This is a genomic window from Pseudomonas sp. ICMP 460, assembly GCF_002723595.1.
GTDB lineage: Bacteria > Pseudomonadota > Gammaproteobacteria > Pseudomonadales > Pseudomonadaceae > Aquipseudomonas > Aquipseudomonas kitaguniensis.
The window spans coordinates 105,590-128,465 of the sequence record NZ_LKBR01000013.1; the positions used below are offsets into that span (position 1 = coordinate 105,590).

General features: G+C 56.6%; 22 protein-coding genes. 18 read left to right on the plus strand and 4 right to left on the minus strand.

Annotation, left to right across the window (positions count from 1 at the left end; translation table 11 throughout):
* Nucleotides 1-55 precede the first annotated feature (55 nt).
* The 4 genes from gyrB to dnaA are packed head-to-tail and all read right to left on the minus strand — an operon-like array spanning nt 56 to nt 6,264.
* Nucleotides 56-2,473 (minus strand): DNA topoisomerase (ATP-hydrolyzing) subunit B, encoded by a 2,418-nt coding sequence (gene gyrB / locus AO240_RS11160; RefSeq protein ID WP_099236586.1) that lies wholly within the window; start codon nt 2,471-2,473, stop codon nt 56-58.
* A 4-nt stretch (nt 2,474-2,477) separates the two neighbouring features.
* Nucleotides 2,478-3,581, minus strand: coding sequence for a DNA replication/repair protein RecF (gene recF / locus AO240_RS11165; protein ID WP_010565854.1), 1,104 nt, complete (start codon nt 3,579-3,581; stop codon nt 2,478-2,480).
* Nucleotides 3,582-3,601: 20 nt separating this feature from the next.
* Nucleotides 3,602-4,705, minus strand: coding sequence for a DNA polymerase III subunit beta (gene dnaN, locus AO240_RS11170; protein ID WP_010565855.1), 1,104 nt, complete (start codon nt 4,703-4,705; stop codon nt 3,602-3,604).
* A 38-nt stretch (nt 4,706-4,743) separates the two neighbouring features.
* Nucleotides 4,744-6,264, minus strand: coding sequence for a chromosomal replication initiator protein DnaA (gene dnaA, locus AO240_RS11175; protein ID WP_058415818.1), 1,521 nt, complete (start codon nt 6,262-6,264; stop codon nt 4,744-4,746).
* A 586-nt stretch (nt 6,265-6,850) separates the two neighbouring features.
* Here dnaA and rpmH point away from each other — a divergent pair.
* The 18 genes from rpmH to AO240_RS11270 all read left to right on the plus strand — a co-directional run bounded on the left by rpmH (nt 6,851) and on the right by AO240_RS11270 (nt 22,813).
* The gene (gene rpmH, locus AO240_RS11180; RefSeq protein ID WP_003213577.1) at nt 6,851-6,985 is read left to right on the plus strand and encodes a 50S ribosomal protein L34; all 135 of its coding nucleotides are present in this window, start codon (nt 6,851-6,853) and stop codon (nt 6,983-6,985) included.
* Nucleotides 6,986-7,001: 16 nt separating this feature from the next.
* Nucleotides 7,002-7,406 (plus strand): ribonuclease P protein component, encoded by a 405-nt coding sequence (gene rnpA, locus AO240_RS11185; protein WP_026013533.1) that lies wholly within the window; start codon nt 7,002-7,004, stop codon nt 7,404-7,406.
* Complete coding sequence (gene yidD, locus AO240_RS11190) at nt 7,399-7,644, plus strand: membrane protein insertion efficiency factor YidD (protein ID WP_082649112.1); 246 nt, start codon at nt 7,399-7,401, stop codon at nt 7,642-7,644. Before rnpA ends, yidD begins: the two co-directional genes overlap by 8 nt.
* Nucleotides 7,645-7,646: 2 nt before the next feature.
* A complete protein-coding gene (gene yidC, locus AO240_RS11195; RefSeq protein WP_058415817.1) occupies nt 7,647-9,329 on the plus strand; it encodes a membrane protein insertase YidC in 1,683 nt (560 codons plus the stop codon).
* Between the two features lie 79 nt (nt 9,330-9,408).
* The gene (gene mnmE, locus AO240_RS11200) at nt 9,409-10,779 is read left to right on the plus strand and encodes a tRNA uridine-5-carboxymethylaminomethyl(34) synthesis GTPase MnmE (RefSeq protein ID WP_099236587.1); all 1,371 of its coding nucleotides are present in this window, start codon (nt 9,409-9,411) and stop codon (nt 10,777-10,779) included.
* 548 nt (nt 10,780-11,327) lie between these two features.
* Nucleotides 11,328-13,220 (plus strand): tRNA uridine-5-carboxymethylaminomethyl(34) synthesis enzyme MnmG, encoded by a 1,893-nt coding sequence (gene mnmG, locus AO240_RS11210; protein WP_099236678.1) that lies wholly within the window; start codon nt 11,328-11,330, stop codon nt 13,218-13,220.
* Nucleotides 13,217-13,861 carry a 16S rRNA (guanine(527)-N(7))-methyltransferase RsmG gene (gene rsmG / locus AO240_RS11215; RefSeq protein ID WP_099236588.1) on the plus strand — a complete coding sequence of 215 codons (645 nt, stop codon included), beginning with the start codon at nt 13,217-13,219 and terminating at the stop codon, nt 13,859-13,861. Before mnmG ends, rsmG begins: the two co-directional genes overlap by 4 nt.
* A gap of 18 nt (nt 13,862-13,879) precedes the next feature.
* The gene (locus tag AO240_RS11220) at nt 13,880-14,677 is read left to right on the plus strand and encodes a ParA family protein (RefSeq protein ID WP_058415814.1); all 798 of its coding nucleotides are present in this window, start codon (nt 13,880-13,882) and stop codon (nt 14,675-14,677) included.
* A gap of 9 nt (nt 14,678-14,686) precedes the next feature.
* A complete protein-coding gene (locus tag AO240_RS11225; RefSeq protein ID WP_058415813.1) occupies nt 14,687-15,559 on the plus strand; it encodes a ParB/RepB/Spo0J family partition protein in 873 nt (290 codons plus the stop codon).
* Nucleotides 15,560-15,707: 148 nt separating this feature from the next.
* Nucleotides 15,708-16,115, plus strand: coding sequence for a F0F1 ATP synthase subunit I (locus AO240_RS11230; protein ID WP_058415812.1), 408 nt, complete (start codon nt 15,708-15,710; stop codon nt 16,113-16,115).
* A gap of 16 nt (nt 16,116-16,131) precedes the next feature.
* Complete coding sequence (atpB, locus tag AO240_RS11235) at nt 16,132-17,001, plus strand: F0F1 ATP synthase subunit A (protein ID WP_058415811.1); 870 nt, start codon at nt 16,132-16,134, stop codon at nt 16,999-17,001.
* Nucleotides 17,002-17,134: 133 nt separating this feature from the next.
* Entirely contained in the window at nt 17,135-17,392 is a 258-nt protein-coding gene (gene atpE / locus AO240_RS11240) for a F0F1 ATP synthase subunit C (RefSeq protein ID WP_002555987.1), read from the plus strand.
* A gap of 56 nt (nt 17,393-17,448) precedes the next feature.
* The gene (locus tag AO240_RS11245) at nt 17,449-17,919 is read left to right on the plus strand and encodes a F0F1 ATP synthase subunit B (protein WP_058415810.1); all 471 of its coding nucleotides are present in this window, start codon (nt 17,449-17,451) and stop codon (nt 17,917-17,919) included.
* A gap of 12 nt (nt 17,920-17,931) precedes the next feature.
* Entirely contained in the window at nt 17,932-18,468 is a 537-nt protein-coding gene (locus AO240_RS11250; RefSeq protein ID WP_003213551.1) for a F0F1 ATP synthase subunit delta, read from the plus strand.
* Between the two features lie 21 nt (nt 18,469-18,489).
* Nucleotides 18,490-20,034 (plus strand): F0F1 ATP synthase subunit alpha, encoded by a 1,545-nt coding sequence (atpA, locus tag AO240_RS11255; protein WP_058415809.1) that lies wholly within the window; start codon nt 18,490-18,492, stop codon nt 20,032-20,034.
* A gap of 50 nt (nt 20,035-20,084) precedes the next feature.
* On the plus strand, nt 20,085-20,945 hold the full coding sequence (gene atpG, locus AO240_RS11260; protein ID WP_058415808.1) for a F0F1 ATP synthase subunit gamma: 861 nt from the start codon (nt 20,085-20,087) through the stop codon (nt 20,943-20,945).
* Nucleotides 20,946-20,972: 27 nt separating this feature from the next.
* Nucleotides 20,973-22,352: a F0F1 ATP synthase subunit beta gene (gene atpD / locus AO240_RS11265; RefSeq protein ID WP_099236589.1), complete on the plus strand. Its 1,380-nt coding sequence runs from the start codon at nt 20,973-20,975 to the stop codon at nt 22,350-22,352.
* Between the two features lie 44 nt (nt 22,353-22,396).
* Nucleotides 22,397-22,813, plus strand: coding sequence for a F0F1 ATP synthase subunit epsilon (locus AO240_RS11270; protein WP_032885166.1), 417 nt, complete (start codon nt 22,397-22,399; stop codon nt 22,811-22,813).
* Nucleotides 22,814-22,876 lie beyond the last annotated feature (63 nt).

The window sequence follows — 22,876 nt, forward strand, 5'->3', positions numbered from 1 at the left end:
AATAAAAAAGGCCAACGCTAAGCGTTGGCCTTTTAGTTTTGGCAGAGCTACCTGATCAGAAGTCCAGGTTGGACACCGCCAAGGCGTTGCTCTCGATGAAGTCACGACGAGGCTCGACCGCATCACCCATCAGGGTGTTGAAGATCTGGTCCGCGCCAATGGCGTCTTCGATGGTCACGCGCAGCATGCGACGCTGAGCGGGGTCCATGGTGGTTTCCCACAGTTGATCCGGGTTCATTTCGCCCAGACCTTTGTATCGCTGGATGGTGTGGCGCTTGGTGCTTTCGGCCATCAGCCAGTCGAGGGCTTCTTTGAATTCCTTGACCTGCTTCTTGCGTTCACCACGTTGAATATAAGCACCGTCGTCCAATAGCGTGCTCAGTTGCGCGCCCAAGGTTACGACCGTCTTGTAGTCATTGCTGCCGAAGAAGTCGCGGTTGAAGGTGACGTAGTTCGACAGGCCGTGGGAGATCAGTTCGACCTCTGGCAGCCACACGTTGCGTTCACGGTCTTCACGCAGGCTGGCTTTGTAGACCAGGCCAGACTTCTCGACGGTACGCAGGCGCACTTCGTATTGGGCCAGCCAATCCTGCATCACTGCATGGTCACCCAGCTGCTCAAGGCTTACAGCCGGCAGGTAGATGAAGTGCTCGGTGAGTTCCTGAGGGTACAGGCGCGACAGACGCTTGAGGGTCTTCATGACCATGCGGAAGTCGTTAACCAGACGCTCCAGCGATGCACCGGAGATGCCCGGAGCTTCGTCGTTCAAGTGCAGGCTTGCATCTTCCAGGGCCGACTGCGTCATGTATTCTTCCATGGCGTCGTCGTCTTTGATGTACTGCTCTTGCTTGCCCTTTTTCACTTTGTACAACGGCGGCTGAGCGATGTAGATGTAACCACGCTCGATCAGCTCCGGCAGCTGACGGAAGAAGAAGGTCAGCAACAGCGTACGGATGTGCGAACCGTCGACGTCAGCATCGGTCATGATGATGATGTTGTGGTAGCGCAACTTCTCGATGTTGTACTCGTCGCGGCCGATACCGCAGCCCAGCGCCGTGATCAACGTGCCGACTTCCTGAGAGGAAATCATCTTGTCGAAGCGGGCTTTCTCAACGTTGAGGATCTTGCCTTTCAACGGCAGGATAGCCTGGGTGCGACGGTTGCGACCCTGCTTGGCGGAACCGCCAGCAGAGTCACCTTCCACCAGGTACAGCTCGGAGAGGGCAGGGTCTTTCTCTTGGCAGTCGGCCAGTTTGCCCGGCAAGCCTGCGATGTCCAACGCGCCTTTACGACGAGTCATCTCACGGGCTTTACGTGCTGCTTCACGCGCACGTGCCGCGTCGATCATCTTGCCAACAACCAGTTTGGCTTCGTTCGGGTTCTCGAGCAGGAAGTCGGAGAAGTATTTGCCCATCTCCTGTTCCACTGCGGTCTTCACTTCGGAAGACACCAGCTTGTCTTTAGTCTGGGAACTGAATTTAGGGTCTGGCACTTTCACCGAAATAATCGCTGTCAGGCCTTCGCGCGCATCGTCACCGGTGGTGGCAACTTTATGCTTCTTGGCCAAGCCTTCGGCTTCGATGTAGTTGTTCAGGTTGCGCGTCAGCGCGGAACGGAAACCCACCAAGTGAGTACCGCCGTCGCGTTGTGGAATGTTGTTGGTAAAGCACAACAGGTTCTCGTTGAAGCTGTCGTTCCACTGCAGGGCGATTTCCACGCCGATGCCGTCTTCACGCTGGATGTTGAAGTGGAACACCTGGTTAACCGCAGTCTTGTTGGTGTTCAGGTATTCAACAAATGCACGCAGGCCGCCTTCGTACTTGAACAGCTCTTCTTTGCCGCTGCGCTCGTCCTTGAGGACGATACCCACACCGGAGTTGAGGAAGGACAGTTCACGAATACGCTTGGCCAGGATGTCCCAGCTGAAGTGAATATTCTTGAAAGTCAGGTCGGACGGTTTGAAGTGGATCTGCGTACCGGTGGTTTCACTCTCGCCAACGATTTTCATCGGCTCTTGTGGAACGCCATGCACGTAGGTCTGTTCCCAGATTTTGCCGCTACGGCGAACCGTAAGCACCAACTCTTCGGACAGCGCGTTCACTACGGACACACCTACACCGTGCAAACCGCCGGATACTTTATAGGAGTTGTCGTCGAACTTACCGCCGGCGTGGAGCACAGTCATGATGACCTCTGCCGCCGATACGCCTTCTTCTTTATGCACATCGACCGGAATGCCGCGACCGTTGTCGCGCACGGTGATGGATTCATCCGGGTGGATGATGATGCTGATGTCGTCGCAGTGACCGGCCAAAGCTTCGTCGATGGAGTTGTCGACCACCTCGAACACCATGTGGTGCAGACCGCTACCATCATCGGTGTCGCCGATGTACATACCGGGACGTTTGCGTACGGCATCCAAACCTTTCAGCACTTTAATGCTGGTCGAGTCGTACGTGTTTTCTTCGCTCATGCCTTCACTCCCGGTGGTCGTGGGTCTGGGTGATACGGCCTTGTTCCACGTGGAACAAAGCGACTGGCGTTTCCGTCTGCCAGCCTTCCCTCAATAATTCGTGGTCTACACAGGTGATAAACACCTGGCAGCGTAAGTCTTCCAACAAGCGGCATAACGCGCGGCGGTGTTGCTCGTCGAGTTCAGACGGCAAGTCATCCACCAGATAAATACACTGACCGCGGCGGGCCTGGCTAACCAGGTGACCCTGCGCGATCCGCAATGCACACACCACCAACTTTTGCTGACCACGGGACAAGATGTCCGCGGCATTATGTGCGCCTAATCTAAGGCGCAAATCAGCGCGTTGGGGGCCGGCCTGGGTGTGGCCAATTTGCTGATCCCGTTGTAGAGAGGTGGCGAGCACTGCGCTCAGCTCACGTTCTTTATCCCAACCACGGTAGTAACTCAGCGTCAGCCCCTCGAGATCCAACAACTCACTCAAGGTCTGCTCAAAGACTGGTTTCAAGGCTTTGATATAGGCACGGCGGTATTCATCTATTTCGTCGCTGGCCAGGCACAGTTCCCGGTCCCAAGCTGCTTGCGAAGCGGCGTCAAGTGTACCATGCCGCAGCCACGAGTTCCGCTGCCGCAGGGCCTTCTGCAACCGCTGCCACGTGGCCATAAACCGTGGTTCCACGTGGAACACTCCCCAATCGAGGAACTGCCTGCGGATTTTCGGGGCACCTTCTAAAAGGCGGAAGCTGTCGGGGTTGATCAGTTGCAGCGGCAGAATTTCCGCCAGCTGCGCGGCACTGCGAGCATTTTGCCCATCAATGCGAATTTGAAATTCACCGCCGCGATCACGGGATATGCCCAGGCTGCTATGCCCGCCCTCAGCCAATTCAACCTGGCCAAACACCGTGCATGCCAATTGCTCGTACTGAATCACCGGCAACAGGCGCGCACTACGAAAGGAACGCGCAAGCCCGAGCAAATGGATGGCTTCCAGCACGCTGGTTTTGCCACTGCCGTTGGCGCCATGGAGGATATTGATGCGGGGGGAGGGGGAGAAGGTCACCGGGTGCAGATTGCGCACCGCGGTGACCGAGACGCGACTGAGGGACATCTAGCTTCTGCTGAGCATGATTACAGGCGCATCGGCATAACAACGTAAGCCGAGTCGTCGTTGTCGGATTCTTGCACCAAGGCGCTGCTGTTGGAGTCAGACAGAATCAGGCGTACCTGTTCAGTCGTCATCACGCCCAGTACGTCGAGCAGGTAACTCACGTTGAAGCCGATCTCCAGCGAACCGCCGTTGTAGTCGACGCCCACTTCTTCTTCCGCCTCTTCTTGCTCCGGGTTATTCGCCTGGATTTTCAGCTGACCATTAGCCAGTTGCAGGCGAATACCACGGTACTTTTCGTTCGACAGAATCGCAGTACGGCTGAACGCTTCACGCAGTGCCTGACGATCACCGACCACCAGCTTGTCGCCGCCTTTAGGCAGCACGCGCTCGTAGTCCGGGAACTTGCCGTCAACCAGCTTGGAGGTGAAGGTGAACTCGCCGGTAGTCGCACGGATGTGGTGCTGACCGAGGACAATACTCACGTTGCCTTCCGGCTCGGTGAGCAAACGTGCCAGTTCAAGGATACCTTTACGCGGCACGATGACCTGGTGACGGTCCGGCTGACCGATATCGGCCTTCATCGAACACATCGCCAGGCGGTGGCCGTCGGTAGCGACTGCACGGATGATGCCTTCCGATACCTCGAGCAGCATGCCATTGAGGTAGTAACGCACATCCTGTTGAGCCATGGCGAAGCTGGTGCGCTCGATCAAACGGCGCAGTTTGCTTTGTTCAAGGCTGCACGTCAGCGAGCCAGGGCCTTCCTCCACAGTAGGGAAGTCGTTGGCAGGCAAGGTCGACAGGGTGAAGCGACTGCGACCGGCTTTGACCACCAACTTTTGCTCATCAACCTTTATGTCGATCAGCGCGTCGTTGGGCAAGCTTTTGCAGATGTCCATCAGCTTGCGCGCCGGCACCGTAATTTCGCCCGGTTCTGCAGGTTCTTCCAGCTGTACACGACCCACCAGTTCGACTTCCAGGTCGGTGCCGGTGAGGGACAATTGCTGGCCTTCGACAACCAGCAATACGTTGGAAAGCACCGGCAAGGTCTGTCGGCGCTCAACGACGCCTGCGACCAGTTGCAGGGGTTTCAACAGGGCTTCGCGTTGAATGGTGAAATGCATGGTCTAGTCCCTTGCCTTAATAAGCTGCGCTGGTGTCATCACGTAGTCAGTGTACGCAGCAGGTTCTTGTAGTCCTCGCGAATATCCGCGTCGGATTCCTTAAGTTCGTTGATCTTTCGGCAGGCGTGCAAAACCGTGGTGTGGTCACGACCGCCAAACACATCACCGATTTCCGGCAGGCTGTGGTTGGTCAACTCTTTAGAGAGCGCCATCGCCACCTGACGCGGACGTGCTACCGAGCGCGAACGGCGCTTGGACAACAGGTCGGAAATCTTGATCTTGTAGTACTCGGCAACAGTGCGCTGAATGTTATCCACACTCACCAGCTTGTCTTGCAGCGCCAGCAAGTCTTTCAGGGATTCGCGGATCAGCTCGATGGTGATGTCGCGGCCCATGAAGTGCGAGTGAGCGATGACACGCTTGAGCGCGCCTTCCAACTCACGCACGTTGGAGCGAATGCGTTGGGCGATAAAAAACGCCGCGTCGTGGGGCAGATCGACTTTCGCCTGGTCGGCCTTTTTCATCAAGATGGCGACGCGAGTTTCAAGCTCCGGCGGCTCGACCGCAACGGTCAGGCCCCAGCCGAAGCGCGACTTCAAACGTTCTTCCAGGCCTTCGATCTCTTTCGGGTAACGGTCGCTGGTCAAGATGACCTGCTGGCCGCCTTCGAGCAAGGCGTTGAAGGTGTGGAAAAACTCTTCCTGGGAACGCTCTTTGCGCGCAAAGAATTGAATGTCATCGATCAACAGTGCATCGACAGACCGATAGAAGCGCTTGAACTCGTTGATTGCGTTGAGCTGCAAGGCCTTGACCATGTCGGCCACGAAGCGTTCCGAGTGCAGGTACACGACCTTGGCATTCGGGTTCTTCTTTAACAGATGGTTACCCACAGCGTGCATCAAGTGCGTCTTACCCAAACCAACGCCGCCATACAGGAACAGCGGGTTGTAACCGTGCTTGGGGTTATCAGCCACCTGCCAGGCAGCCGCGCGGGCCAGCTGGTTGGATTTGCCTTCAACGAAGTTTTCAAAAGTAAACGTGCGGTTCAGGTAACTGGTGTGCTTCAGCGCGCCTTCAACCTGCACGGTGCGCTGTTCGGCGCGTACCGGTGCTTGTTGGGAGCTGGCACCCGCCATTGGGTCAAAGCTGTCGCGCGACGGCTCTTCATTAATAGGCGCGTTTTTCTGCGACGTGGATTTCGAAGACGCTTGGGCAACGGGCGCTTGCACGTTATTAACAGGTGCCGAGGTTTGCTGCGCCTGCGAAGCACTTGCCGCCAACGGCGCATTCGGAGCCGCGCGCGGTGCGGAGCTGCGTTTGCTGCCTATTAATAAGGAAAGAACGGGCGCGATGCCATTGCCGTGTTCATCGAGCAATTCGAGAACGCGGCTCAGGTACTTCTCGTTAACCCAGTCGAGAACAAAACGATTCGGCGCGTAGACACGCAACTCGTCGCCTTCGGCTTCGACCTGTAGCGGACGGATCCAGGTGTTGAATTGCTGGGCAGGCAGCTCTTCGCGCAAAAGCTCCACGCACTGCTGCCAAAGTTCCACTGACACGGATATCCCCTAAGTTGAAAGCCGGTGAGGCAAAAACAGCCGCCATTGTAGCGGTCGGCCGCCTACTTATCCACATGTAGGTTGCTCACAAGGCAGGCAGAATCAACGCGTTAAGCATCAAAAAGCCGACCAATGGTGTGTGCATAAGCTCTGTGGATAAGCGTACCTAAGCCCGTTGCACAAGTGGGGTCAAAAGTCTGTGGGTAACTGGCCTGTGGATAACAAGCCATTCCACACACAGCTTATCCGACAGCGCAGCACAGGCAGAGCACCGTTTCTCCCCCGCTTTGTCATCCTCTGTACAGCACGTAAAACGTGGTCTAAAGGTAGTTATCCACAGATAAGTGGCCCTATAGCTTTTATAAGCTTTACAGAAAAGCTTTAAATAACTTCCTTCTTTATTTTTATATCTATGGCACTGCTCATGAAAGCCCAGTCGGACAAAAACGTGCCGATGGGCCACAAACATATAATTAGAGGAAAAGCTGGTTGGAAATTGACCTAGAGGCTTGCTTTCTCTAGAATCGCCGGTCTCTTAAAACGGGGGCCATTCCGGCCCGTTGTGGACGAACCAGGTAACAACGCCATGAAACGTACTTTCCAACCAAGCACCATCAAACGCGCCCGTACTCACGGCTTCCGTGCTCGCATGGCTACCAAGAACGGCCGTGCTGTCCTGTCGCGTCGCCGCGCCAAAGGTCGTGCGCGTCTGGCAGTTTGATAATCCGGTACTGGTGGTGAGTCAGGACTTCAGTCGGGAAAAGCGTCTGCTAACCCCCCGGCATTTCAAGGCAGTCTTTGACTCCCCCACCGGCAAGGTTCCGGGGAAAAATCTCCTGCTCCTTGCGCGTAACAACGATCTGGATCACCCCCGTCTCGGGTTGGTGATCGGCAAGAAGAGCGTAAAGCTCTCCGTTGAGCGCAATCGCCTCAAGCGTCTGATGCGCGAATCGTTTCGCCTCCACCAGGACACTCTGGTTGGTTGGGATATTGTTATCGTCGCGCGCAAAGGCTTGGGGGACGTAGAAAACCCCGAATTGATTCAGCATTTCGGCAAGCTCTGGAAACGTTTGGCGCGTACCAACAAGCCAGCACCAGCAGTCAGCACCGAAACTGTAGGGGTAGACAGCACCAATGCGTAAACTGGCCCTCGTTCCGATCCAGTTTTACCGTTATGCCATTAGTCCTCTGATGGCTAATCACTGTCGTTTCTACCCCAGTTGTTCCTGCTACGCGTTAGAGGCCATAGAAAATCATGGCCTTGTGCGCGGTGGCTGGCTGGCCTTTCGTCGTTTAGGTCGCTGTCATCCGTGGAATCCCGGTGGTTATGACCCGGTTCCGCCTATCCCTACCTCCCGTTCTTCTTCGATGGCCGAGTAATCATGGATATTAAACGCACGATCCTGATCGTCGCCCTGGCAATCGTGTCCTACGTCATGGTTCTTAAGTGGAACCAGGACTACGGCCAAGCTGCCCTGCCGACTCAGAATGTTGCTACCAATCAGGCTGCGCCGGCTATTTCGGACACGCCTCTGGGTACCAATGCGTCCGCGAGTGCCGATGTTCCCAGCGCGAATGGCGAGACAAGCGCCCCTCTAGAAACGCCAGTGGTCACCAATAAAGACCTCATCCATGTAAAAACGGATGTGCTCGACCTGGCTATCGACCCACAAGGTGGTGATATCGCGCAGTTGAAACTGCCGCTGTATCCACGTCGCCAAGACCATCCGGATGTGCCGTTCCAACTGTTTGATAACGGTGGCGAACGTACTTATCTGGCACAAAGTGGCCTGACCGGCACTGACGGTCCGGATGCGCGTGCTACCGGTCGTCCGGTTTATTCGACCGAACAAAAGACTTATCAACTGGCTGATGGCCAGAACCAGTTGAACGTCGACCTGAAATTCAGTCAGGACGGCGTCAACTACATCAAGCGTTTCAGCTTTACCCGTGGTCTGTACGACTTGAAGGTCACTTACCTGATCGACAACGAAAGTGCCAAGCCGTGGACGGGCAACCTGTTTGCCCAGCTCAAGCGTGACAACAGCGCCGATCCTTCTTCCAGCACCGCCACCGGCACCGCGACTTACCTGGGCGCAGCCCTGTGGACAAGTGGCGAGCCGTACAAAAAAGTGTCGATGAAAGATATCGACAAGGGTGCGCTGAAAGAAACTGTTCAAGGTGGCTGGGTTGCCTGGTTGCAACACTACTTCGTGACGGCATGGATCCCGAACAAGGGTGAAGCCAACCTGGTTCAGACCCGCAAAGACAGCCAAGGCAACTACATCATTGGCTTTACTGGCCCGGCGTTGAACGTCGCTCCAGGTGCCAAGGCTGAAACCAGCGCTACTTTGTACGCCGGCCCGAAAAGCCAGGCCGTGCTGAAAGAGTTGTCCCCAGGTCTGGAACTGACGGTGGACTACGGCATTCTGTGGTTCATTGCCCAGCCGATTTTCTGGTTGCTGCAACATATCCACAGCATCGTCGGTAACTGGGGCTTCTCGATCATCTTCCTGACCATGCTGATCAAGGGGATCTTCTTCCCTCTGTCGGCAGCCAGCTACAAGTCGATGGCGCGCATGCGTGCCGTGGCACCGAAACTGGCCGCTCTGAAAGAGCAACATGGTGATGACCGGCAGAAAATGTCGCAGGCCATGATGGAGCTGTACAAGAAAGAGAAGATCAACCCGTTGGGTGGATGCTTGCCGATTCTGGTGCAGATGCCGGTGTTCCTGTCGCTGTACTGGGTACTCCTGGAAAGCGTAGAGATGCGCCAGGCGCCGTTCATGCTGTGGATAACTGACCTGTCGATCAAAGACCCGTTCTTTATCCTGCCGATCATCATGGGCGCAACCATGTTTATCCAGCAGCGTTTGAACCCGACTCCGCCGGACCCGATGCAGGCGAAGGTCATGAAAATGATGCCAATCATCTTCACCTTCTTCTTCTTGTGGTTCCCAGCCGGTCTGGTGCTGTACTGGGTGGTCAACAACGTGTTGTCGATCTCTCAACAGTGGTACATCACACGTAAAATCGAAGCGGCTACCAAAAAAGCTGCGGCGTAATTTACTCTGTGGATAACCACTCAAGACGCCCCCTAGTGGGGCGTTTTGCTTTCCGTCACTTTTGTACTGGAACCTGCTGATGAGCTTTCCTCGTGAAACCATCGCTGCTGTCGCTACCGCTCAGGGTCGTGGCGGTGTCGGTATCGTTCGAATTTCCGGGCCGCTTGCAGGCGTAGCAGCCAAGGCGATCAGCGGCCGCGAGTTGAAACCGCGCTATGCGCATTACGGTGCCTTTCTGGATGCCGATGAAACAGTGTTGGACGAAGGCCTGGCGCTGTATTTTCCGGGGCCGAATTCCTTCACCGGTGAGGACGTTCTGGAATTACAGGGCCACGGTGGCCCGGTGGTGCTGGATATGTTGCTGCAGCGCTGCCTGCAACTGGGGTGCCGCCTGGCGCGCCCGGGTGAGTTCAGCGAGCGCGCATTCCTCAACGACAAACTCGACCTGGCTCAGGCCGAAGCCATTGCTGACTTGATCGAGGCCAGTTCGGCACAGGCGGCGCGCAATGCGTTGCGCTCGTTGCAGGGCGCGTTCTCTTTGCGTGTGCATAACTTGACCGAACAGCTGATCAGCCTGCGCATCTACGTTGAGGCGGCGATTGATTTTCCCGAAGAAGAAATCGACTTCCTCGCCGATGGCCACGTGCTGGCAATGCTGGATAAAGTCCGTGATGAGTTATCCACAGTACTGCGTGAGGCGGGCCAGGGTGCCTTGCTGCGCGACGGGATGACCGTGGTGATTGCCGGGCGGCCGAATGCGGGCAAATCGAGCCTGCTGAATGCCTTGGCAGGGCGTGAAGCCGCAATCGTGACTGAGATTGCCGGCACCACGCGGGACATCTTGCGTGAACATATCCACATCGACGGCATGCCGCTGCACGTGGTCGACACCGCTGGCTTGCGCAACACCGACGACCAGGTGGAGAAAATCGGTGTGGAGCGTGCGCTAAAAGCCATAAGCGAAGCAGACCGCGTGCTGTTAGTGGTCGACGCCACGGCGCCTGAGGCGCTGGACCCGTTCGCACTGTGGCCGGAATTCCTCGAGCAGCGGCCAGACCCGGCCAAGGTTACCCTGGTGCGTAACAAGGCCGACCTGACAGGTGAAGCCATTGCGCTGCACACCAGTGAGGATGGCCACGTCACCATCAGCCTGAGTGCCAAGTCTGCCGGCGATGGGTTAGAGCTGCTGCGCGACCACTTGAAGGCCTGCATGGGCTATGAGCAGACCTCAGAGAGCAGCTTCAGCGCGCGTCGCAGGCACTTGGAGGCGTTACGTCACGCCAGCGCAGCGTTAGAGCATGGTCGTGCTCAGTTGACCTTGGCGGGAGCAGGCGAGCTGCTGGCTGAGGACTTGCGCCAAGCGCAGCAACTGTTGGGCGAAATCACCGGCGCTTTCAGCTCGGATGATTTGTTGGGGCGGATCTTTTCCAGCTTCTGTATCGGTAAATAACCCTTTGATGTTCACAGACAGGCCACTCGCGCCTGTCTGTCTCCCCGATTTCAGCTTTTCTCCTACCTTTTTGACTTATTACCAGGCGCCTGGCGGCTTTTGTGTGGGTGTTATTTGTATCTACGTACAGAATTCCGTCGATTAAGCTCTGTGTATAACCGCCCCTGTGCCCAGTTGATAACAGGGCTTGAAACCTGAGTAAAAACCCCTCTGTGGATAACCACCTGTTTAATCCACAGGCTTAAAGCACTTATCCAAGCCCCTCATGGGCACATGACCACAGACTTTTGAATCTCTGTACACATCATAAATAAAGGCCTGTAGCAATCTATCCACAGAAAACAAGCTCAGTATAAATAAACATAAAAACAAAGATTTAATAAATCTCTCTCTTTTAATTTCTATTGTCTGTGATTCATCCACAGCTGGTTAAATTTTGTGCAAAGGGTTCTTTAGGCACGGCTAAGTCCCTATACTTGCCGCCAAGCTGTAAAACCCTTTCAACCCATAATTCCTGATTACCTACATAAGCAGGCACGAGGTGCGTGGTGGATTTCCCTTCCCGTTTTGAAGTGATCGTCATCGGCGGCGGTCATGCCGGTACCGAGGCAGCACTGGCGTCAGCACGCATGGGTGTAAAAACCCTGTTGCTGACGCACAACGTGGAAACCCTCGGTGCCATGAGTTGCAACCCCGCCATCGGCGGTATCGGCAAAAGCCATCTGGTCAAAGAAATCGATGCCCTCGGCGGTGTCATGGCCATGGCCACCGACAAGGGTGGTATCCAGTTTCGCGTGCTCAACAGCCGCAAAGGCCCGGCCGTACGGGCAACCCGGGCGCAGGCTGACCGCATTTTGTACAAGGCTGCAGTACGCGAAACCCTGGAGAACCAGCCGAACCTGTGGATATTCCAGCAAGCCGCCGACGACCTGATCGTCGAGCAGGACCAGGTACGCGGTGTTGTTACCCAAATGGGCCTGCGTTTTCTCGCAGAGTCCGTGGTGTTGACCACCGGTACGTTCCTTGGCGGACTTATCCACATCGGCATGCAGAATTATTCCGGCGGCCGTGCCGGTGACCCGCCGTCGATTGCCCTGGCAAAACGTCTGCGTGAACTGCCGCTGCGCGTCGGTCGCCTGAAAACCGGTACGCCGCCGCGTATTGACGGGCGCTCGGTGGATTTCTCGGTGATGACTGAGCAGGCCGGTGACACGCCGATACCGGTGATGTCGTTCATGGGTTCCAAAGAGCAGCACCCGAAACAGGTGAGCTGCTGGATTACCCACACCAACGCCCGTACCCACGAAATCATTGCCGCGAACCTCGACCGTTCGCCGATGTATTCCGGGGTGATCGAAGGCATTGGCCCGCGTTATTGCCCATCGATCGAAGACAAGATCCACCGTTTTGCCGACAAGGAAAGCCACCAGGTGTTCATCGAGCCAGAAGGCTTGACCACCCACGAGCTGTACCCGAACGGGATTTCCACGTCCCTGCCGTTCGACGTGCAAATCCAGATCGTGCAGTCGATTCGCGGCATGGAAAACGCGCACATCGTGCGTCCGGGCTACGCCATCGAGTACGACTATTTCGACCCGCGTGACCTGAAATACAGCCTCGAAACCAAAGTTATCGGTGGCCTGTTCTTCGCCGGGCAAATCAACGGCACCACCGGTTACGAAGAAGCCGGCGCCCAGGGTTTGCTGGCCGGCACTAACGCAGCGCTGCGCGCGCAAGGCAAAGACAGCTGGTGCCCGCGTCGCGATGAAGCGTATATCGGCGTGTTGGTTGATGACCTGATCACCCTGGGCACCCAGGAACCGTACCGGATGTTCACCTCCCGGGCGGAATATCGCCTGATCCTGCGCGAAGACAACGCCGACCTGCGCCTGACCGAAAAAGGTCGCGAGCTGGGCTTGGTCGATGACGCGCGCTGGGAAGCCTTCTGCAAAAAACGCGAAAGCATTACGCTGGAAGAACAGCGCCTGAAAGGTACCTGGGTACGCCCAGGCACCGAGCAAGGCGATGCAATTGCGGAAAAGTTCGGCACGCCGTTGACCCACGAATACAACCTGCTGAACCTGCTGTCGCGCCCCGAAATCGACTACGCTGGCCTGGTCGAAGTAACCGGTGGCGGCGCAGAAGACCCACAGGTCGCCGAGCAGGTTGAGATCAAAACCAAATACGCCGGATACATTGATCGCCAACAGGACGAAATCGCTCGCCTGCGCGCCAGTGAAAACACCAGGCTGCCTGTGGATATCGACTACACCGGTATTTCCGGGTTGTCGAAAGAAATTCAAGGCAAGCTGGGGATAACTCGTCCTGAAACGCTGGGTCAGGCATCACGCATTCCTGGTGTCACACCGGCGGCCATTTCGCTGTTGATGATTCATTTGAAAAAACGCGGCGCGGGCCGTCAGTTGGAGCAAAGCGCTTGAGTTCGTTGGTCACCTCGCAACACGCCGAAGAGTTATCCACAGGTGCACGCCAGTTGGGCGTCGACCTGACTCAAGCCCAGCACACGTTGCTGCTGGGTTATCTGGCCCTGTTGATCAAATGGAACAAGGCTTACAACCTGACGGCGGTGCGCGACCCTGACGAAATGGTCTCGCGCCATTTGCTCGACAGTTTGAGCGTGATGCCGTTTATCGAAAACGGCCGTTGGCTCGACGTTGGCAGCGGCGGCGGTATGCCTGGCATTCCGTTGGCCATCCTGTTTCCCGAGTCGCACGTGACGTGCCTGGACAGCAACGGCAAGAAAACCCGCTTCCTCACCCAAGTCAAACTCGAACTCAAACTGGATAACCTGCAGGTTATCCACAGCCGTGCTGAAACCTTCACGCCTGAGCTGCCATTCAACGGGATTGTTTCCCGGGCGTTCAGCAGCATGGAGAACTTCAGCAACTGGACCCGCCACTTGGGCGACCGCGACACCCGCTGGCTGGCAATGAAGGGCGTTCATCCAAGCGACGAGCTGTTAGCATTGCCGGCAGACTTCCACCTCGATAGCGAACACGCTTTGGCCGTACCCGGTTGCCAAGGCCAACGCCATCTGCTGATACTGCGCCGCACGGCATGATTGGGAACACAAGCAAGAATGGCTAAGGTATTCGCGATAGCGAACCAGAAAGGTGGCGTGGGCAAAACCACCACCTGTATCAACCTCGCAGCATCCCTGGTGGCTACCAAGCGCCGGGTGCTGTTGATCGATCTCGATCCACAGGGCAACGCCACCATGGGTAGCGGTGTGGATAAACACGGCCTGGAAAACTCGGTCTACGACTTGCTGATTGGCGAGTGCGACCTGGGGCAGGCGATGCACTATTCCGAACACGGCGGTTATCAACTGCTGCCGGCCAACCGCGATTTGACCGCGGCGGAGGTGGTGCTGCTCGAAATGCAGATGAAAGAAAGCCGTCTGCGCAGCGCGTTGGCACCGATCCGGGAGAACTACGATTACATTTTGATCGACTGCCCGCCGTCGTTGTCGATGCTCACGCTGAACGCATTGGTGGCTGCCGATGGGGTGATTATCCCCATGCAGTGCGAGTATTTCGCACTGGAAGGCTTGAGTGACCTTGTGGATAACATCAAGCGCATCGCCGAGTTGCTAAACCCCAACCTGCAAATCGAAGGCCTGTTGCGGACCATGTATGACCCGCGCCTGAGCCTGATGAACGATGTGTCGGCGCAGCTCAAGGAACACTTCGGCGATCAGTTGTATGACACCGTGATTCCACGCAACATCCGCCTGGCCGAAGCACCAAGCTATGGCATGCCCGCGCTGGCGTACGACAAATCATCGCGCGGTGCCATTGCTTACCTGGCGCTGGCCGGCGAGATGGTTCGCCGTCAACGCCGCAACTCACGCACCGCTGCCGCCCAGCCAACTTAAGGAATCCCCATGGCCGTCAAGAAACGAGGTCTCGGACGTGGACTGGATGCACTGCTGAGTGGTCCGACTGTCACTTCGCTGGAAGAACAAGCGGTGCAGGCCGACGAGCGCGAGCTTCAGCACCTGCCGCTGGACCTGATCCAGCGCGGCAAATACCAGCCGCGCCGGGACATGGACCCCCAGGCGCTGGAAGAACTGGCCAATTCGATCAAGGCTCAGGGCGTGATGCAGCCGATTGTGGTGCGCCCCATTGGCGGCGGCCGCTTTGAAATCATCGCCGGCGAGCGCCGCTGGCGTGCCAGCCAGCAGGCCGGCAAGGAAACCATCCCGGCGATGGTGCGCGATGTGCCGGATGAAACCGCCATCGCCATGGCGTTGATCGAGAACATCCAGCGTGAAGACCTCAACCCGATCGAAGAAGCCATCGCGTTGCAGCGTTTGCAGCAGGAGTTTCAGCTGACTCAGCAACAAGTGGCCGATGCGGTGGGCAAGTCTCGTGTGACCGTGTCCAACTTGCTGCGCCTGATTGCGTTGCCGGAAGTCATCAAGACCATGTTGTCGCATGGCGATCTGGAGATGGGCCACGCCCGTGCTTTGCTCGGTTTGCCGGAAAATCAACAGGTTGAAGGGGCGCGACACGTTGTCGCACGGGGGCTCACCGTTCGTCAGACCGAGGCCCTGGTTCGCCAGTGGCTGAGTGGCAAACCTGAGCCCGTCGAAGCCGCAAAACCTGACCCGGACATTGCGCGCCTTGAGCAGCGCCTGGCCGAGCGCCTAGGCTCTGCGGTGCAAATTCGCCACGGCAAGAAAGGCAAAGGGCAATTAGTCATCGGATATAACTCCCTTGATGAGCTTCAGGGCGTCCTTGCCCACATCCGCTGAAACATTTGCTTATGTAGCGCGCGATCGGAAAACACTACCCGACAGTTGAATAGGGGCAGAACCGCCCCTATACTCTGCGCGCATTTTGTCGGCACAAATTATGCCAAGTTATTGATTTCCGGCAGCCGACCATTGAGGAGCAAGAGTGATGGAAACCCGCACGCCAAACACGTTGCCGTTCCATCGCTTGGCCGTTTTCCCGGTTTTATTGGCGCAATTTGTCGTGTTGCTGATCGCCGCTTTGGCGCTTTGGTATTGGCAGGGAGTCGTCGCCGGGTATTCAGGACTTTGCGGAGGCCTGATAGCCTTGCTGCCCAATATGTATTTTGCTCACAGGGCCTTTCGGTTTTCCGGCGCCCGAGCAGCCCAAGCTATCGTCCGGTCTTTTTATGCCGGTGAAGCAGGCAAACTGATTTTGACGGCAGTGCTGTTCGCACTGACCTTTGCAGGTGTGAAGCCATTGGCGCCGCTGGCTGTATTCGGCGTGTTCGTGTTGACCCAACTGGTCAGCTGGTTCGCTCCCCTGCTAATGAAAACAAGACTTTCGAAACCTTAGGGCGTTTGAGGCAACCATGGCAGAAACAACCGCTTCGGGCTATATCCAGCACCACTTGCAGAACCTGACCTTCGGTCAGCTTCCCAACGGCGGCTGGGGCTTTGCCCACTCCGCAGCAGAGGCCAAAGAAATGGGCTTCTGGGCTTTCCACCTGGATACTCTGGGCTGGTCGGTCGCACTGGGTCTGATCTTCGTCCTGATTTTCCGCATGGCGGCAAAAAAGGCGACTTCCGGTCAGCCAGGTGCCTTGCAGAACTTCGTTGAAGTACTGGTCGAATTCGTCGATGGCAGCGTGAAAGACAGCTTCCATGGCCGTAGCCCGGTGATTGCACCGCTGGCACTGACCATCTTCGTCTGGGTGTTCCTGATGAACGCCGTCGACCTGATCCCGGTTGACTGGATTCCTCAGCTCGCCATGGCGATCAGCGGCGATCCGCACATTCCATTCCGTGCCGTGTCGACCACTGACCCGAACGCCACCCTGGGCATGGCCCTGTCGGTGTTTGCGTTGATCATTTTCTACAGCATCAAGATCAAGGGCATCGGCGGCTTCATCGGCGAACTGACCCTGCACCCGTTCGGCAGCAAGAACATATTCTTGCAAGCGCTGCTGATCCCGGTGAACTTCCTGCTGGAATTCGTGACCCTGATCGCCAAGCCGATTTCCCTGGCTCTGCGACTGTTCGGCAACATGTATGCCGGCGAGCTGGTGTTCATTCTGATCGCTGTGATGTTCGGCAGCGGTCTGCTCTGGCTTAGCGGCCTGGGTATTGTTCTGCAGTGGGCGTGGGCTGTGTTCCACATCCTGATCATCACCCTGCAGGCCTTCATCTTCATGATGCTGACCATCGTCTACCTGTCGATGGCGCACGAAGAGAACCATTAAGACCGGCCTCGGCCAGTCTGATGTCCTTCCCGGTGAAACGGGAAGGTGGCCTGAAAGGGCTATGAAACGATTTGTTTTACCGCTTTAAAATCTAAAAAACCTAAACCATACGACGTAAAAGTCGGGAGGAAAGATGGAAACTGTAGTTGGTCTAACCGCTATCGCTGTTGCACTGTTGATCGGCCTGGGCGCCCTGGGTACTGCCATTGGTTTCGGCCTGCTGGGCGGCAAGTTCCTGGAAGGCGCAGCGCGTCAGCCAGAAATGGTTCCAATGCTGCAAGTTAAAATGTTCATCGTTGCCGGCCTGCTCGACGCCGTGACCATGATCGGTGTTGGTATCGCTCTGTTCTTCACCTTCGCGAACCCCTTCGTTGGTCAACTCGCCGGTTAATCACTCGTTTTTTCGAGTGATTGGTGTGTTGTGCAACGAATGAGCGAGGTATTGGCGTGAACATTAATGCAACCATTATTGGTCAGTCCTTAGCGTTCTTGATTTTTGTCGTTTTCTGCATGAAGTTCGTATGGCCTCCGGTCATCGCAGCTTTGCACGAACGTCAGAAGAAGATCGCGGATGGACTGGACGCTGCCGCACGAGCAGCTCGCGACCTGGAGTTGGCCCACGATAAAGTGGGTCAACAACTGCGCGAAGCGAAAGCTCAGGCAGCCGAAATCATTGAGCAAGCCAAGAAACGCGGTAACCAGATTGTTGAAGAGGCTGTTGAAAAAGCCCGTATCGACGCTGACCGTGTGAAGGTTCAGGCTCAGGCCGAGATCGAGCAGGAACTGAATGGTGTCAAAGATGCGCTGCGTGCCCAATTGGGTGCTCTGGCCGTCGGCGGTGCCGAGAAGATCCTGGGTGCCACAATCGATCAAAACGCGCACGCGGAGCTGGTTAACAAACTGGCTGCTGAAATTTAAGCGAGGGCGATCATGGCAGAATTGACCACGTTGGCCCGACCTTACGCTAAGGCAGCCTTCGAGCACGCCCAGGCCCACCAGCAGCTGGCCTCTTGGTCAGCCATGCTCGGCCTGGCTGCAGCAGTGTCGCAAGACGACACCATGCAGCGCGTGCTCAAGGCCCCGCGACTGACGAGCGCAGACAAGGCCGCCACGTTTATTGACGTGTGCGGCGACAAGTTTGATGTGAAAGTGCAGAACTTCATTCACGTCGTTGCCGAAAACGACCGTCTCCCGCTTCTGCCGGAGATTGCCGCTCTGTTCGACCTGTACAAGGCCGAGCAAGAGAAGTCGGTAGACGTTGAAGTCACCAGTGCTTTTGCATTGAACCAAGAACAGCAAGACAAACTCGCCAAGGTTCTCAGTGCACGACTCGACCGGGAAGTGCGCCTGCAAGTTGCGGAGGATGCCACCCTGATTGGTGGTGTCATCATTCGCGCCGGCGACCTGGTTATCGATGGCTCGATTCGCGGCAAACTCGCGAATCTTGCCGAAGCATTGAAATCTTGAGTTTGAAGGGGCAGCAGAGCAATGCAGCAACTCAATCCTTCCGAAATAAGTGAAATTATCAAGGGCCGCATCGACAAGCTCGATGTGACCTCCCAAGCCCGTAACGAAGGCACTGTCGTCAGCGTATCTGACGGCATCGTGCGGATTCACGGTCTGGCCGACGTAATGTACGGCGAGATGATCGAGTTTCCGGGCGGCGTCTACGGTATGGCCCTCAACCTGGAGCAAGACTCCGTAGGTGCCGTTGTATTGGGCGCGTACACCAGTCTGGCTGAAGGCATGAGCGCCAAGTGCACAGGCCGCATCCTGGAGGTTCCGGTTGGTAAGGAGCTGCTGGGCCGCGTAGTCGACGCACTGGGTAACCCAGTTGACGGCAAAGGTCCGCTGAACAACACCTTGACCGATGCGGTCGAGAAAGTTGCTCCAGGCGTGATCTGGCGTAAGTCGGTAGACCAGCCTGTACAGACTGGCTACAAGGCTGTCGATGCCATGATCCCTGTCGGCCGTGGCCAGCGTGAGCTGATCATCGGTGACCGTCAGATCGGTAAAACCGCTCTGGCGATCGACGCGATCATCAACCAGAAGAACAGCGGCATTTTCTGCGTCTACGTAGCCATTGGTCAGAAGCAATCGACCATCGCCAACGTGGTTCGCAAGCTGGAAGAAAACGGCGCCCTGGCCAACACGATCATCGTGGCTGCCAGTGCTTCGGAATCTCCTGCGCTGCAATTCCTGGCACCGTACTCCGGTTGCACCATGGGTGAATTCTTCCGCGACCGCGGTGAAGACGCGCTGATCGTTTATGACGATCTGTCCAAGCAAGCAGTGGCTTACCGCCAGATCTCCCTGCTGCTGCGCCGTCCACCAGGCCGTGAAGCTTACCCAGGCGACGTGTTCTATCTCCACTCCCGTCTGCTGGAGCGCGCATCCCGCGTTTCGGAAGAATACGTAGAGAAGTTCACCAACGGCGCAGTGACCGGCAAAACCGGTTCCCTGACCGCACTGCCGATCATCGAAACTCAGGCTGGCGACGTTTCCGCGTTCGTTCCGACCAACGTGATTTCCATCACCGACGGTCAGATCTTCCTGGAATCGGCCATGTTCAACTCAGGCATCCGTCCTGCAGTGAACGCCGGTGTTTCGGTATCCCGTGTGGGTGGTGCCGCTCAGACCAAGATCATCAAGAAGCTCTCCGGTGGTATCCGTACCGCTCTGGCTCAGTACCGTGAACTGGCGGCATTCGCCCAGTTCGCTTCTGACCTGGACGAAGCGACCCGTAAGCAACTTGAGCATGGTCAGCGCGTTACCGAGCTGATGAAGCAGAAGCAATACGCCCCAATGTCGATCGCTGACATGGCGTTGTCGCTGTATGCCGCTGAGCGTGGGTTCCTGACCGACGTTGAAATCACCAAGGTCGGCAGCTTTGAACAAGCGCTGATTGCTTACTTCAACCGCGATCACGCCGAATTGATGGCGAAGATCAACGTGAAGGGTGACTTCAATGACGATATCGATGCTGGCATGAAAGCCGGTATCGAGAAGTTCAAGGCCACCCAAACCTGGTAAGCCGCAGCGGGAGCCGCAAGGCTCCCGCTTGCTAACCTGATAGGTGTTACATGGCAGGCGCAAAAGAGATTCGCAGTAAGATTGCGAGCATCAAAAGCACGCAAAAGATTACCAGCGCCATGGAAAAAGTGGCGGTCAGCAAAATGCGCAAGGCACAAATGCGCATGGCTGCTAGCCGTCCTTATGCGGAGCGTATCCGCCAGGTAATTGGGCATTTGGCTAACGCTAACCCGGAATACCGCCACCCGTTCATGATCGACCGCGACGTTAAGCGTGTGGGTTATGTGGTAGTGAGCAGTGACCGTGGTTTGTGCGGTGGTCTGAATACCAACCTGTTCAAGGCCCTGGTCAAGGACATGGCGGTAAACCGCGAAAAGGGCGTCGAGATCGATCTGTGTGTTGTGGGTAGCAAGGGTGCGGCCTTTTTCCGTAACTTCGGCGGCAACGTCGTAGCAGCTATCAGCCACCTGGGTGAAGAACCGTCGATCAATGATTTGATCGGCAGTGTGAAGGTGATGCTGGATGCGTACCTGGATGGCCGGATTGACCGCCTGTCCGTGGTATCCAACAAGTTCATCAACACCATGACCCAGCAGCCAACCGTGGAGCAATTGATTCCACTGGTGGCGACTCCGGATCAGGAACTCAAGCACCACTGGGACTACCTCTACGAACCAGACGCCAAAGAGCTGCTTGACGGCTTGATGGTGCGCTACGTGGAGTCGCAGGTGTACCAGGCGGTGGTCGAGAACAACGCAGCTGAACAAGCGGCGCGGATGATCGCGATGAAAAACGCTACCGATAACGCCGGTGATCTGATCAGCGATTTGCAGCTGATCTACAACAAGGCGCGTCAGGCTGCGATCACCCAAGAGATCTCGGAAATCGTCGGCGGCGCTGCCGCGGTTTAACGGTTCAAATATTCAGAGGATCCAGCTATGAGTAGCGGACGTATCGTTCAAATCATCGGCGCCGTTATCGACGTGGAATTCCCACGCGACAGCGTACCGAGCATCTACAACGCTTTGAAAGTACAGAGCGATGCCGGCACCACTCTCGAAGTTCAGCAGCAGCTGGGCGACGGCGTGGTACGGACCATTGCAATGGGTTCCACCGAGGGCCTGAAGCGCGGTCTGGGCGTGCTTGACACTGGCGCTGCCATCTCCGTACCGGTCGGTAAAGCGACCCTGGGCCGGATCATGGACGTGCTGGGCAACCCGATCGACGAAGCTGGCCCGATCGACACCGAAGAGCGCTGGGGCATTCACCGTCCAGCACCTTCGTTCGCCGAACAAGCTGGCGGCAACGATCTGCTCGAAACCGGTATCAAGGTTATCGACCTGGTTTGCCCGTTCGCCAAAGGCGGTAAAGTTGGTCTGTTCGGTGGTGCCGGTGTAGGCAAAACCGTAAACATGATGGAACTGATCCGTAACATCGCCATCGAGCACAGCGGTTATTCCGTGTTCGCCGGTGTGGGTGAGCGTACTCGTGAGGGTAACGACTTCTACCACGAGATGAAGGACTCCAACGTTCTGGACAAAGTGGCACTGGTTTACGGTCAGATGAACGAGCCGCCGGGTAACCGTCTGCGCGTAGCACTGACTGGCCTGACCATGGCCGAGAAGTTCCGTGACGAAGGTAACGACGTTCTGCTGTTCGTCGACAACATCTACCGTTACACACTGGCCGGTACTGAAGTATCCGCACTGCTGGGCCGTATGCCTTCTGCAGTAGGTTACCAGCCGACTCTGGCTGAAGAGATGGGCGTTCTGCAAGAACGTATCACTTCGACCAAAGAAGGTTCGATCACCTCGATCCAAGCGGTATACGTACCTGCGGATGACTTGACCGACCCGTCGCCTGCGACCACCTTCGCCCACTTGGACGCCACCGTCGTTCTGTCCCGTGACATCGCTTCCCTGGGTATCTACCCAGCGGTCGATCCACTCGACTCGACATCTCGCCAGCTGGACCCGAACGTGATCGGCCAGGAGCACTACGACACCGCTCGCGGCGTTCAGTACGTGCTGCAGCGTTACAAAGAACTGAAGGACATCATTGCGATCCTGGGTATGGACGAGCTGTCGGAAACCGACAAGCAGTTGGTAAACCGTGCTCGCAAGATCCAGCGCTTCTTGTCGCAGCCGTTCTTCGTGGCTGAAGTCTTCACCGGTGCTTCGGGTAAATACGTTTCCCTGAAAGACACCATTGCTGGCTTCAAAGGCATCCTCAACGGTGACTACGACCACCTGCCAGAACAAGCGTTCTACATGGTCGGCGGCATCGAAGAAGCGATCGAGAAAGCCAAGAAACTGTAATCCCGGCGCCCGGCAACGGGCGCTCATCAGGTTGAGGCAATCAGATGGCTATGACAGTCCATTGCGATATCGTCAGCGCGGAAGGGGAAATCTTCTCCGGTCTGGTAGAAATGGTGATTGCACACGGCGAACTCGGTGACCTGGGTATTGCCATGGGCCACGCGCCATTGATCACCAGCTTGAAGCCAGGTCCGATCACTCTGACCAAGCAAGGCGGGGAACGTGAGGTGTTTTACATCTCCGGTGGTTTCCTCGAGGTTCAGCCGAACATGGTCAAGGTACTTGCCGACACCGTGCAACGTGCTGGCGACCTGGATGAAGCCTCCGCTCAGGAAGCCGTAAAGGCTGCCGAGAAGGCCCTGAACGAAAAGGGCGCGGACTTCGACTACAGCGCTGCTGCTGTACGTCTGGCCGAGGCTGCAGCTCAGCTGCGCACGCTCCAGCAGATCCGCAAGAAGTAAGCGGCCCAGCCGTAATGCTTCATGTGTGATTGATTAAAAAGGGTAGCCTCGGCTACCCTTTTT